Here is a 13,641-nt window from a genome sequence, read left to right as displayed (position 1 = left end):
TCCCGCCTTGCTACGCCCCTGCCTTCAGGAGAGAGAGAAAGAAAAATGAGCCATCTGCTCGACAGACTGAACTTTTTTCAGTCCAAAGAACTGGAAACATTTGCCAATGGTCACGGTCAGGTCACACGTGAAAACCGTGATTGGGAAGATACCTATCGTAATCGCTGGCGCCACGATAAAATTGTTCGTTCGACACACGGGGTAAATTGTACCGGATCGTGTTCCTGGAAAATCTATGTCAAATCCGGCATTGTTACCTGGGAAACCCAGCAAACCGATTATCCGCGCACACGACCCGACCTTCCCAACCATGAACCGCGCGGCTGTGCACGTGGTGCCAGCTATAGCTGGTATCTGTATTCGGCAAACCGGGTGAAACATCCCCTTATTCGCAGCAGGCTTTTGCGTGCATGGCGCAAAATGCGCCAAACCATGAATGCCACCGATGCCTGGACGGCCTTACAGAACGATCCAATCTTGCGCGCATCCTATGTTAAAATGCGCGGCAAGGGCGGGCTGGTGCGTGCCACATGGGATGAAGCCACCGAAATCATCGCCGCTGCCAACGCCTATACCACCAAAAAATATGGCCCGGACCGCGTATTTGGCTTTTCGCCCATTCCGGCGATGTCGATGGTTTCCTATGCTGCGGGTTCGCGCTATCTGTCGCTGCTTGGCGGCGTGTGCATGAGCTTTTATGACTGGTATTGCGACCTGCCACCTGCCAGCCCGATGACATGGGGCGAACAAACCGACGTTCCTGAAAGTGCTGACTGGTATAATGCCGGCTTTTTATTGCTGTGGGGTTCAAACGTTCCACAAACCCGAACACCCGATGCCCATTTCTATACCGAAGCCCGCTATCGTGGTGCAAAATCAGCCGTCATTTGCCCGGACTATTCCGAAGCCGCCAAATTTGGCGATATATGGCTGGCCCCTAAACAGGGGACCGACAGTGCCCTGTCGATGGCAATGGGACATGTCATTCTGCGCGAATTTCATCTGGACCGGCAGGCGGACTATTTTGAGGATTATTGCCGCCGCTATAGCGATATGCCAATGCTGGTCCGCCTGGAAGAAAAAGACGGCAAACTAATCGCCGGGCGATTTTTGCGCGCCGATGACCTGGCAGACAAGGCCGGCGCCACCAATAACCCGGAATGGAAAACACTGGCCCTTGACCAGATTTCGGGCAACATTGTCGCCCCCAACGGCTCGATTGGTTTTCGCTGGGGCGAAGACGGCAACTGGAACCTGGAAGACCGGGCTGGCACAAACAAGACCGAGCTAAAAATGTCTCTGATCCTGGAACAGGATCATGACGAGGTTGTTGCAGTTGATTTCCCCTATTTCGGCGGGGCCGCCAGCGACACCTTTGTCAAATGTGACCATCCCGATATACTTACCCGTAATATTCCGGTCAAAAACATTGAGCTTGCCGATGGCACGGCAAAAGTCACCACAGTATTTGATCTGTTTTGCGCCAATTATGGCCTTGATCGCGGGCTGGGCGGCGCATGGGTTGCCAAAAGCTATGATGACGATGTGCCCTATACCCCGGCATGGGCCGAAAAGATCACCGGCGTTCCAGCCGCAAAAATTACCATGGTCGCCCGCGAATTTGCCCTGAATGCGGAAAAAACCCGTGGCAAATCGATGGTCATTCTAGGGGCCGGGCTGAACCACTGGTACCACATGGACATGAACTATCGCGGCATCATCAACATGCTGGTGATGTGCGGCTGCGTCGGGCAATCTGGCGGCGGCTGGAGCCACTATGTCGGCCAGGAAAAACTGCGCCCGCAAACCGGCTGGCAACCGCTGGCCTTTGGCCTGGACTGGTCCCGCCCACCGCGTCATATGAATGCGACATCCGCCTGGTATGCCCATACCGACCAGTGGCGTTATGAAACCCTTAAGGCCGATAAAATCCTGTCCCCCACAGCCCCTGCAGGTGATTGGGATGTCAGCCTGATTGACTATAACATCCGGGCCGAACGCATGGGCTGGCTGCCTTCAGCCCCGCAATTGCGCACCAATCCGCTTGATGTTGCAAAATCAGCAAAAGCCACAGGTTTGGACGTTAAGGACTACATCGTCCAGAATCTGAAATCGGGTGATTTGCAAATGTCTTGCGAAGATCCTGACGCACCTGAAAACTGGCCGCGCAACCTGTTTGTCTGGCGTTCGAACCTTTTGGGGTCTTCCGGCAAAGGGCACGAATATTTCCTTAAGCACCTTTTGGGCACCGATCACGGTGTTCTGGGCAAAGACCTGGGCCAGGAAGGCAGCGTCGAAACCAAAGAAGCCGTTTGGCACGACAAAGCCCCGGAAGGCAAACTTGACCTTCTGGTCTGCATTGATTTTCGCATGTCTACCACGGCGGTTTATTCCGATATCGTCCTGCCAACGGCAAGTTGGTACGAAAAGAATGACCTGAATACATCGGATATGCATCCGTTTATCCATCCGCTTCAGGCGGCAGTTGACCCGGCCTATGAGTCCAAATCCGACTGGGAAATTTTTAAATCCATTGCTAAAAAGTTTTCCGAGGTTGCCCCGCAAATTCTCGGGGTTGAAACCGATGTCGTTGCTTTGCCGATCCTGCATGATACCCCGGCAGAAATTGCACAAGACCAGGTGCGCGACTGGAAAAAAGGCGAATGCGACCTTATTCCAGGCAAGACCGCGCCTAACTATATTACCGTGGAACGCAATTATCCGGCCCTTTACGACCAGTTTGTCGCTGTCGGCCCGTTACTTGACAAAATGGGTAACGGCGGCAAAGGCATTTCGTGGCCAACCAAACCCGAAATACAGCATCTACGGGACCTTAACGGCGAATGGACAGAAGGCCCGGCCAAAGGTTGCGCCAAAATCATCACCGATATTGACGCCACCGAAGTCATCCTGATGCTGGCCCCGGAAACGAACGGCGAAGTTGCGATCAAGGCCTGGGAAGCGCTGGGCAAGTTTACCGGGCGTGATCACACCCATCTGGCGCGATCCAAGGAAGACGAAAAAATACGCTTCCGCGATATTGCCGCCCAGCCGCGCAAAATCATCTCATCGCCGACATGGTCTGGCATCGAAAGTGAGGAAGTTTGCTATAACGCCGGATACACCAATGTTCATGAACTGATCCCGTGGCGGACCCTGACAGGTCGTCAGCAGCTTTATCAGGATCACTTGTGGATGCGTGCCTTTGGCGAGGGCTTGTGCTGTTATCGGCCTCCGGTCGATCTTAAAACCATAACGCAGGAAGTTAATTCCGACGCGCGTGATGGCCAACCCCATGTGGTGTTAAACTTTATTACCCCACACCAGAAATGGGGCATCCATTCCACCTATTCCGACAACCTTTTGATGCTGACCCTCAATCGCGGCGGTCCGGTCGTATGGATCAGTGAAACCGATGCAAAAACGGCGGGTATTGTCGATAACGACTGGGTGGAAGTTTACAATGTGAATGGCGCACTTACAGCACGCGCCGTGGTGTCACAGCGCATCAAGGACGGCACGTTGTTCATGTATCACGCGCAAGAAAAAATTGTGAACACACCGGGTTCGGAAAAAACCGGCAAACGTGGCGGCATTCATAATTCAGTGACCCGCACAACCCTTAAACCCACCCATATGATCGGCGGCTATGCCCATCAAAGTTACGGTTTTAACTATTACGGCACCGTTGGTTCCAACCGCGACGAATTTGTCATCGTTCGCAAAATGAACCGTGTGGACTGGCTCGACCAGCCCGCCGCCATCGAGGAGGCAGCACAATGAGAATTCGCGCACAAATCGGCATGGTGCTGAACCTTGATAAATGTATCGGCTGCCACACTTGCTCGGTCACGTGTAAAAACGTATGGACCAGCCGTGACGGTGTTGAATACGCCTGGTTTAACAATGTCGAAACCAAACCCGGCATGGGCTACCCGCATGACTGGGAAAACCAGAAACGCTGGAAAGGGGGCTGGGAACGCACCAAATCGGGCAAACTTCAGCCCAAACAGGGGGCAAAATGGCGCATCCTTGCCAATATTTTCGCCAACCCGTCCCTGCCCGAAATTGACGATTATTACGAACCGTTTGATTTCGACTACGACCATTTAAAATCCGCTCCGGAAATGCAAGCATTTCCGACAGCACGCCCACGGTCAAAGATCACCGGCGAACGGATGGAAAAAATTACAGCCGGCCCCAACTGGGAAGAAATCCTGGGCGGCGAGTTTTCCAAACGGTCACAGGATTACAATTTTGAAGGCATTCAAAAGGAAATCTACGGGCAATACGAAAATACCTTCATGATGTACTTGCCCCGATTGTGCGAACATTGCCTTAATCCAGCCTGTGCCGCGTCGTGCCCGTCTGGCGCAATTTATAAACGCGAAGAAGACGGCATTGTCCTGATTGATCAGGAAAAATGCCGGGGTTGGCGCATGTGCGTTTCGGGGTGCCCCTATAAAAAGGTCTATTATAACTGGTCGACCGGCAAATCGGAAAAATGCACCTTTTGCTATCCACGCATTGAAAGCGGCAATCCAACTGTTTGCTCGGAAACCTGTGTCGGTCGTATCCGCTATCTCGGGGTCATGCTTTATGATGCTGATGCCATTGAAACCGCGGCAAACATGGAAGACGAAAAAGATCTGTATCAGGCCCAGCTTGATATTTTTCTCGATCCGAATGACCCCGAAATACAAAAACAGGCCATTGCCGATGGCATTCCGCCTGCATGGGTAGAATCAGCCAAAAACTCGCCCGTCTGGAAAATGGCGATGGACTGGAAAGTTGCTTTCCCGCTTCATCCTGAATACCGGACCTTGCCGATGGTTTGGTATATTCCGCCACTATCCCCCATTCAAAATGCCGCCGAAGCAGGCCAAATTGGCCATGACGGCGAAATGCCCGACGTTCGCAGCCTGCGCATTCCGGTACGCTACCTTGCCAATATGCTCACTGCTGGTGACGAAACACCGGTTATTTCCGCCCTTGAACGTATGCTGGCAATGCGAACCTATATGCGGTCCAAAACCATTGATGGCGTTATTAATACCGGCGTTGCTGATCGTGTCGGTCTTAGCCCGGCAATGATCGAAGACATGTACAAAATCATGGCTTTGGCAAACTACGAAGACAGGTTTGTCATTCCCACCACACATCGCGAAGTCGTTGAAGAAGCCTATGACCTGCGTGGCGGCTGCGGCTTTACCGATGGCAATGGCTGCTCGGGTGGTATCAGCCAGGTGTCGCTGTTTGGTGGCGGCAAAAAGAAAACAATGACCCTTCCCTCGGAGGCATTCTGATGATCATGACATTCAAGGCCCTTTCGGCATTGTTAACCTATCCCGGTCAGGAACTTCAGGAAGCGTGCGCGGAAATTCCAACTGTTTTGCACAACGAGGCACTTCTCTCGTCTACGACAATCGCACAGATCACCCCTTTATTAACCGAACTGGCGACAAACGACATTTATGATCTGCAAGAACGTTTCGTAACCCTGTTTGATCGTTCCCGCACCCTGTCGCTTAACCTGTTCGAGCATGTTCACGGCGAAAGCCGTGATCGCGGGGGGGCAATGGTTGATTTGTTAGAAACCTACCGCGCGGCCGGGTTTGAACCGGCCACCACCGAACTGCCCGATCATTTACCGGTATTGCTGGAATTTCTGGCAACCCGCCCCCTGACCGAGGGCCGCGAAACCCTTGCCGATGCGGCCCATATTATTGACGCCCTGCGTGATCGGCTTTCTCGCCGCGACAGCAGCTATGCCGCGGTTTTTGCGGCCCTTAACGAATTGGCACTGGGCGACACCGACAAAACCGCGCTTGCCGAACTTTTGGCAATCCCCGAAGACGACCCCGACGATCTCGCCGCCCTGGATGCCGTTTGGGAAGAAAGCGAAATCGTTTTTGGACCCGACCCCAACGGAGATTGTCCCCAGGTTCGCGACATATTGAACCGTATGGATGATCGCACTTCGCCACAGGCCGCAACAGCCGGTTTTAAATAAAGGAAAACACAATGCATAATTTTCTTTTTGGTGTTTATCCCTACATCGCCTTAACCGTTCTGGTTGTGGGTTCCATTGCGCGGTATGAACGTGATCCTTTCACATGGAAGTCATCGTCCAGCCAGCTATTACGCCGCAAACAACTGATTGCCGGATCGATCTTGTTTCACGTCGGTGTTCTAACGATTTTTGCCGGCCATTTTGTTGGTTTGCTTACCCCCATTGCCCTGTTTGACGCCCTGGGTATCAGCCATGGCGCAAAACAAACCCTGGCCATCGTCGCAGGCGGCATTGCCGGAATTATGGCGCTAACGGGCGGAGCGATGCTGCTACATCGTCGCCTGACCGACCCGCGCATTCGTGCAACGTCAAGTTTTGCCGACACCGGCATTCTCATTGTTTTGCTGGTACAACTTGTATTGGGTGTCAGCACTATTTTTGTGTCGCTACAACATCTGGACGGTCATGAAATGACCAAGTTCATGGCGTGGGCACAGGGCATTTTCACCCTTCAATCAAACGCAGCCAGCTATATCGCCGATGTCGCATGGATCTTTAAAATTCATCTGGTGCTGGGGCTAACGATATTTGTTTTGTTCCCCTTTACCCGACTGGTTCACATGTTGTCGGTCCCAATCAGGTTCTTGTTTCGCCCCGGCTATCAAGTGGTGCGGTCACGTCGGCAGTCCCCGCTGCCCCCGCGCAAAGCGGCTGTGACGGCACGTTCCAACCTGAGCAAACCGGCGGAGTAATATCATGAGCGACGCATTTTTACCTGATATCGTTGTTAATGGCGACACGATCCCGGCAAACGAAGTATCAGCCGAACTGCAAAATCACGACGTCCCGCAGGGTCAACAGGCCATGGCATGGCGCCGGGCGGCCCGTGCGCTAACCATTCGTACCCTGTTATTGCAAGAAGCAAAAAAACGTAACCTTGCTGCGACGGCCCAAAATATTGCTCCGGGCAAAAACGAAACTGAAACCGAGGCGTTGATCCGGGCCTTGCTTGAACAGGCGCTCCCTGAAACCAAACCCGATGAAACCACCTTGCGCGCCTATTACGACGCCAATCCCGAACGTTTCCGCGCCCCGTCGTTATACGAAGCATCACATATCCTTTTTTCGGCCGACGAAACCGAACCTTCGCGTCAAAAAGCACGGGCAAAAGCAATAGCCGCGTTGCAGATTCTTTCGCAAGACCCGGAACAGTTTCGCAAGCTCGCCCGCGCCGAAAGCGATTGTTCCTCGCGCCAATCCGACGGGCGTTTAGGGCAAATAAGTCGCGGTGAAACCGTGGAAGCATTTGACAGGATGCTTGATCAGTTAGAGCCGGGCTCGATCGCCCCGGAACCCGTTGAAACCCGTTTTGGCTTTCACATCCTGCGTCTTGATGCGCGGGCCGAAGGTGCAATATTGCCGTTTGAAAATGCCCGGCCCCGAATTGCTGAAGCAACTGAAAAAGCCGCATGGACACGCGCAGCCAATGATTTTGTCACAAGCCTTGTCAAACATGCCGACATTTCAGGCATCGACATGCGCCCCGAATAACGGACACAAGAACAGGAGCACGCACGTTATGGAAATCGCATTCATAAGTTCGAACGAACGCGGTGGCACAGACCGAGTATTGGCCAGGGTTGCATCCCGGCTTGAAAAACAGGGTTTTCGACTGGCTGGTGTTGTGCAAACCAATTTCGACCGACCGGAAACTCATCATTGCGATATGGATGTCCGCGTATTACCCCACGGGCCCGTTGTGCGGATTTCTCAAAATCTTGGTGCTGAATCACATGGGTGCCGTTTGGATCCGAATGCGCTTGAAACCGCAGTTGCTTCGGTTGAAACCATGTTTAAGGACGGATCGCCAATTGATTTTCTGATCCTAAACAAATTTGGTAAACACGAGGGAGAAGGACGTGGGTTTCGAGCCTTGATCGGTGACGCCATGATGCGGAATATTCCGGTCTTAACGGGCGTCAATACCCTTAACCGCGAAGCATTTGATACATTCACCGATGGACTTGCCCAGCCATTGGCAAATGATGAAACCACCATATTAGACTGGTGCCTGCAGCAAAAATCGCTAACAGCGGCCTGATATAAAATATTACTGGGATTAACGAGGATCGGGGCTTACATCGGTATAATGCAAGCCCCGGTTGTTTGTATTGCGCCAGCCATTTGGCACGTAAATAAAGTCTTTCCACATCCCGGCTAGATCAATTTTTTCAACTTGCATTCAGGGCTGATTGTTCCAGAATTTTACGGTCAAGAATGTTCAGATGCGTTCCTTTGGCAATGGCGCCCGCCGCCTCAAGTTTACGTAAAGACCGGGAAAACGTTTCCGGCGTCACACCAATCAGACTGGCGATTTGACGTTTTTCGGGATAGGCAACATGGCTGCTACCATTTGGCTTAGCTGCGCTGCTCCTACCCTCAAAATCAATCAGAAACGATGCTATGCGTTGCAAGGGTGTGGTGTGGCGAAGCTGGTATAATTCGCCCAGAAAAAAACGTTCCCATTCTATCAGGCGAACAAGAACGTCGGTTGACGCCTTGGGTGTTTCACGCAAAAGCGCAATGCACGCCTCGCGGGGAATAAGGACAACTTCACATTCTTCCATTACCTGGCAATTAACCGGATATGTCGCACCGGCCAGCGAAACCGCCTCGGCGAAAGCACCTGGCCGGGTTAGAAAATGCATGACGGTTTCATCGCCATGCGCCGAGATTTTAACAAGCCGTAATTTGCCAGACAGCAAAAAATATAAATGTTCGGCAACGTCACCCGCCTGAAACAGATATTCGCCAACAGCACAGCGTTCAACCCGGCACTTAACGATCAGACTGCGAAAAATCTGCTTTCCCAATGCTGAAAACAAAGGGGCCGTTGCGACAAGATCACATTCTGTTTCAGACAGCGGTCTTGAATGCATTTTCATCCCCTTCATTGCCTGCAAGACCACACCATTCCGCCAGGGCCTGCATGTTGGCAATGCGAACGATATGCCCTTTGGAATGCTGGGAAACCCCGACTTCGGCAAGTTTTTTAAACGCCCGCGATATGGTTTCGCTGGTCATGCCAAGTTTGCGCGCCAATGCCGATTTTTCCAAGGTCAGTGGTATTTCATATACCCCGTCAACCAACACGGCATCGGCCAGAAAATAAATTCCCAAACGCTGTGCTGCGGACCGGCATTTAAGTTCTTCGGCCTGTCGTAACATCTGGCACAGCCGTTCCGTCATCGCCGACATCATGGTAAGAGCCCGGTCAAAATGGTCCGCCAGGAAATCCGAGAAACCCTGTCCGTCAATGCGAATTGCCGTTGTTGCTTCAAGTGTACGCACCGAAATGGCATAGGCCCCTTCAGGCACAAGTGCACACTCGCCAACCAATTGCCCGTTCCCTAAAAGGTCAATCAGCCCGCTTTTACCGTTATGATTTTCAAACGATAGCTCGACATGTCCGTTCACTATCAAAAAAAGGGCCAAGGCCGGCTCGCCAGACGAAATCATTTCTGTATTCGCATCCAGACGGACCCATTCGCACAGGTTTGCCAGTTCCAGAATATCTTCCTGCGGCCATGTTCGGAAATACGTCGCAAAGCGAAGAACACCAGCGATACGTTCTAAATCGGTTATCATGACATAATCCGTGACACGTATACGGTTGTAAACTGTATTCACTCTAACATTGCAGGGGTATACGGGCCTTGTTCCATATCAAGCCGGTAAAACCGCCAGGTGTTATCACTGCGCAAACCGGGTCAGACCATCCCGGTCCAGAATGGTCATGTCGGCATCGCGTTCAATAAATCCGTCGTCCTCAAGCCTGCGCAGGGCGCGTGAAAACGTTTCCGGCGTCACACCAATTCGATTGGCAATAATATGTTTGGGAACCGACAATTTGTCGTCATCCTCGTGCGCCAGTAAAAAGCCTGCCAGCCGTTGTGAAGGGCTGCGTTGCCGCAAATCATGTAATTCCTGATAAAAGAAACGCTCGCGTTCGATCAGCGACTGGATCATACGTCCAATCATGGCGCGATCTGCCTTCAGGTGCGCAACAAACTGGCTTTTACTAATCGCAACAACCTCGCTTCCCGGGGCACATTCTGCCGAAACCGGGTAATTTTGCCCGGCCAGCACCACCGCCTCGGCAAGGGGTTCCCCTGCTGCCACCAAATGAAAAAGTGTCACCCGGCCATCGCCAAGAACACGAAACAACCGTACCTGGCCTTTAACCACGATAAAGAATTTATCCGCCGCCTCGCCTTCACTAAACAACAGCTGACATGCAGGATAAATATTTACCGCCGTGCCACTAATCATGTCTGCAATTTCAAGTCTGGAAAACGTCGCCATAACCGCGACATTGGAAATCAGGTCATAATCGGCATCAACCAGGTTTCGGCGTGACATTATCCATGCTCCCTGACAAATACGACTGAAAACGGGCACAGCACGGCGAGCAAAAATACATTCGTACAAAACACTGCCGCTTGCCGATTTTCAAACTGTAAATGTTATAAAAATTCAGACGGAAGAAAGTTACAATGCGCAACCGCAATTTATGCCGCCATTTAAAACGTCTTCCCCGGAAGTCGCTTAATTCCGATCAGGCGAGACATCTGCGCATCGCACTAATTTTCAATCATCTATAGGCACAGGGGCTTATTGCTGCCAAAAGGCCGCTTTCCTGTTGTGATCAGATGGCATCATCGGCTGATCATTATGATCGCCGCCTGGGCCGCCAGAACACCCGCAACAATCACACTTAAAAATGCGGCAAATAACCCGGTCCAACTGCCCTGAGCATTTCGCAACCCCAGATAAAACCGCAAAATCAGCCATGCCTTGCAACTCGCGACCGCCATAACAACAGCAACAGGCAAAAACCGGGACAAAAATGCCCCGCCCGGTAGATGTTCCAATGTTGCGGTCAAAGCAAGGATCGTTGCCCCGCTGGCAACAGCCCAAACCGTTGTTGCAGTTCGCGCAGAAATGGCTTTATGTTCCATCATCGCACCAGATAAATTACCGGAAAAACCAGCACCCAAATCAGATCGACCATATGCCAGAACGCCGTGCCTGTTTCGATATTGACCCGGCTGGGCCACATGCCAACCACACATAAAATGCCCAGTCCCAACACCACATGCAGGGCGTGAAAACCCGTGATCAGAAAATAAAGGGTGAAAAACGTGCTGGTATCAATGGTGATGCCAGCATTAATTTTCGCGCCATATTCAACCAGCTTTACAACCAAAAAAACCAGCCCAAGCAACACCGTGCCGCCCAGCCATATTCGACAGGACAAAATTCTTTTCCGTTCCATCGCACGCATGGCAAAAACCGCAGATAAACCGCTGCTGAGCAAAATAATGGTATTGATCCCCCCGGCTAACGGACTTAAATGCAACTGGTCGGCGGCAAACCCGGCGGGGTCCATAATCCGCACTGCGGAAAAAACCAGCAAGAACGCCCCAAACACCACAAGTTCGGATAAAATCAGTACCCACATCAACGGATGACCGGGTAAAAATTCCAGCCCGCCCCACCCGCTTGTATCTTCGTTTCCTTCGGGCGATGCTATCCTGGCGGCATCATCACAAACCGGGCAATCAGCGGTGTTTTTATCACCCATCATTGCACAAGCTGCCTGTAGATGCGTGGCAGGGCCGCTGGCAAATTTTCAAGCGTGCCGACAATGGCATGGCCCGCTGCGCCAAAAATATAGGGGAAATAATCCTGTGCCTTGCGATCCACCGTAACCCCGAACAAAGCCAGCCCGTTACGGCGACATTCCCGAACCGCCCGGCGGCTGTCTTCAATGCCATAACGGCCTTCATAGTGGTCAACATCGTTGGGTTTGCCATCGGTAATCACCAGCATCAGACGGTTTTGATGCGGGCGGTCGGCCAGCAATTTTCCGGTATGGCGAATAGCCGCCCCCAACCGGGTATAATAGCCTGGCCGCAATGCCTGAATGCGCTTTTGGCACAAAGGCGACCAATCTTCGGCAAATTCCTTAATAGCATTGATCCGCACCCAGTCGCGGCGGCGCGAGGTAAAACTGAAAATACCAAATTCATCACCACACACATCCAGCCCGCTCGCCAGAACCGACAATGCCTGTTTTTCAACGTCCAGCACCCGATGATCCTTGACCCAGGCATCGGTCGACAGGGATACATCAATTAAAACCGCAACTGACAGATCACGCGCCCGACGCACATGATCCAGATAAACACGGCTGTTTAACTCGCCCGTCGCACTTTGATCACATCGCGCCCGCACCAGGGCTTCCAAATCAAGTTCCGCCCCTTCAAGTTGCCCGCGCAAAACCTCGTTACGGGGTCGAAAGGCTTCAAACTGGCGGCGCACGCGACCAATTTGCCGTTGTTCGGTCTCATCGGGGTGCCACATGCTGGCGTCATCTTGTGCATCGCTGGCAGCCTGCACGATAACTTTGCAATAATCAGGACGGTACGCCTGTTGGCGGTAATCCCATTCGGGGTAAACCCATTGGCCGGTTATGCGTCCGTCATCGGCCCCGGCAGGCGGTAAATCCAGATCAAACCGCAGTTTGGTTGCCGCCTTGCGCTTGCAGTCGGAAATTTCCATTTCCTCAAGCTCGTCAGCGGCCTTTTTCGCGTCCTCGGCATCTTCATCGTCCATCGGGCGGTTAACATTAACCATTTCAGCAATCGACAGAATTTTTTCAAACCGGTTTAACGCCAGCGGGTCGTCCCGCCCTGCCTGATCATTTTTGCGTCGTCGCGCACTTTTTTTCCGATCCCGGTCCCCATCGGCGGATTCCGCCTCCGCGTCGTCCTCATCGCCATGCTTTCGCATCGTTGTACCGATAAAATAGACCTCCCCCCACAAGGGTACCGGCAAAAACGGCGCATATCGCCCTGGCTGCCGCACATCTGCTTTTGGTAACAATTCGGACATTGCAGAATCTGACGGGTGCCGGGTAATCAACTGCCATAAATCGGGCTTTTGCCCCTTCAGGTTGCATTGTAAAATTGCCAAAACGCAGGTTTCAACCTGCTGTTCCCCTTTGGGCAACACACGCTGTGGCCGTAAATCGACAAAGGCATCATACAACCGCCTGCGCATTGCCATAATGCCGGGAAACAACCGGCATAGCGCAACATCGGTGCGATAAGCCCGGCGCAACCGGGCGATATCGACATCAAACGGACTGGCGGATGGCGCCGTTATTACAGATTGCCGTGCCGAGGCCGCAAACCATGCCATCAACCATATATAAAGATCACGGTTAAGCGCACGCGACGGAAACAGCGACAGTGTTGGTGGCAGTTTAACCGCCATTTCCGTCATTTCTGCCACGGCGATTTGTTCATCAACCAAACCAATCTTTTGGCGCCAACCTAAACGATGCCCGGATACCCGCTTGTCGATCTGGGCAAATTCAAGGGCCGGATCCCCGCCAAGGGCGCGAAATATGACTGGCAAATATCCCCGTACGTCGGCAAAGGCAACCGCACAGGATTTATGGTCAACATAACTTTCCTGATTGTGCGAAGCCAGCCGGTGCCACAGCATCCCGATTTGTTCTTCAAATTCCAGAAAATCAAAAGCCATTTAAGCCTCCT

Annotated in this window: 12 protein-coding genes; 6 read left to right on the top strand and 6 right to left on the bottom strand. The window is 52.4% G+C overall.

The window, feature by feature from the left end; genetic code table 11:
• Positions 1–45 precede the first annotated feature (45 nt).
• From J4E05_RS17115 to J4E05_RS17090, 6 genes are read left to right on the top strand one after another with little or no spacing between them, the layout of a single operon-like run.
• Complete coding sequence (locus J4E05_RS17115; protein WP_349597975.1) at positions 46–3,783, top strand: nitrate reductase subunit alpha; 3,738 nt, start codon at positions 46–48, stop codon at positions 3,781–3,783.
• Complete coding sequence (gene narH, locus J4E05_RS17110) at positions 3,780–5,306, top strand: nitrate reductase subunit beta (RefSeq protein WP_349597973.1); 1,527 nt, start codon at positions 3,780–3,782, stop codon at positions 5,304–5,306. The genes J4E05_RS17115 and narH overlap by 4 nt, the downstream gene beginning before the upstream one ends.
• A complete protein-coding gene (gene narJ / locus J4E05_RS17105) occupies positions 5,306–6,013 on the top strand; it encodes a nitrate reductase molybdenum cofactor assembly chaperone (protein ID WP_349597971.1) in 708 nt (235 codons plus the stop codon). Before narH ends, narJ begins: the two co-directional genes overlap by 1 nt.
• A gap of 11 nt (positions 6,014–6,024) precedes the next feature.
• Positions 6,025–6,765, top strand: coding sequence for a respiratory nitrate reductase subunit gamma (gene narI, locus J4E05_RS17100; protein WP_349597969.1), 741 nt, complete (start codon positions 6,025–6,027; stop codon positions 6,763–6,765).
• A 4-nt stretch (positions 6,766–6,769) separates the two neighbouring features.
• Positions 6,770–7,564: a peptidylprolyl isomerase gene (locus J4E05_RS17095; RefSeq protein ID WP_349597967.1), complete on the top strand. Its 795-nt coding sequence runs from the start codon at positions 6,770–6,772 to the stop codon at positions 7,562–7,564.
• 28 nt (positions 7,565–7,592) lie between these two features.
• The gene (locus tag J4E05_RS17090; RefSeq protein ID WP_349597965.1) at positions 7,593–8,114 is read left to right on the top strand and encodes a DUF2478 domain-containing protein; all 522 of its coding nucleotides are present in this window, start codon (positions 7,593–7,595) and stop codon (positions 8,112–8,114) included.
• 130 nt (positions 8,115–8,244) lie between these two features.
• Here the strand turns inward: J4E05_RS17090 and J4E05_RS17085 are convergent, their stop codons facing one another.
• The 6 genes from J4E05_RS17085 to J4E05_RS17060 form a co-directional block, all read right to left on the bottom strand.
• Entirely contained in the window at positions 8,245–8,952 is a 708-nt protein-coding gene (locus J4E05_RS17085) for a Crp/Fnr family transcriptional regulator (protein WP_349597962.1), read from the bottom strand.
• Positions 8,930–9,661 carry a Crp/Fnr family transcriptional regulator gene (locus J4E05_RS17080; protein ID WP_085593099.1) on the bottom strand — a complete coding sequence of 244 codons (732 nt, stop codon included), beginning with the start codon at positions 9,659–9,661 and terminating at the stop codon, positions 8,930–8,932. Before J4E05_RS17080 ends, J4E05_RS17085 begins: the two co-directional genes overlap by 23 nt.
• Positions 9,662–9,766: 105 nt before the next feature.
• Complete coding sequence (locus tag J4E05_RS17075) at positions 9,767–10,435, bottom strand: Crp/Fnr family transcriptional regulator (protein ID WP_349597958.1); 669 nt, start codon at positions 10,433–10,435, stop codon at positions 9,767–9,769.
• Between the two features lie 296 nt (positions 10,436–10,731).
• Positions 10,732–11,037: a cytochrome C oxidase subunit IV family protein gene (locus J4E05_RS17070; protein WP_349597955.1), complete on the bottom strand. Its 306-nt coding sequence runs from the start codon at positions 11,035–11,037 to the stop codon at positions 10,732–10,734.
• The gene (locus J4E05_RS17065) at positions 11,034–11,663 is read right to left on the bottom strand and encodes a cytochrome c oxidase subunit 3 family protein (protein ID WP_349597952.1); all 630 of its coding nucleotides are present in this window, start codon (positions 11,661–11,663) and stop codon (positions 11,034–11,036) included. Before J4E05_RS17065 ends, J4E05_RS17070 begins: the two co-directional genes overlap by 4 nt.
• A complete protein-coding gene (locus tag J4E05_RS17060) occupies positions 11,660–13,630 on the bottom strand; it encodes a nitric oxide reductase activation protein NorD (protein ID WP_349597949.1) in 1,971 nt (656 codons plus the stop codon). The genes J4E05_RS17065 and J4E05_RS17060 overlap by 4 nt, the downstream gene beginning before the upstream one ends.
• Positions 13,631–13,641: the final 11 nt, after the last annotated feature.

Source organism: Thalassospira sp. NFXS8 (genome assembly GCF_040148805.1).
In the GTDB taxonomy this organism is placed as follows: domain Bacteria; phylum Pseudomonadota; class Alphaproteobacteria; order Rhodospirillales; family Thalassospiraceae; genus Thalassospira.
Note: the sequence above shows the minus strand (reverse complement) of the source record. Positions and strands in the feature narration are given on the sequence as shown.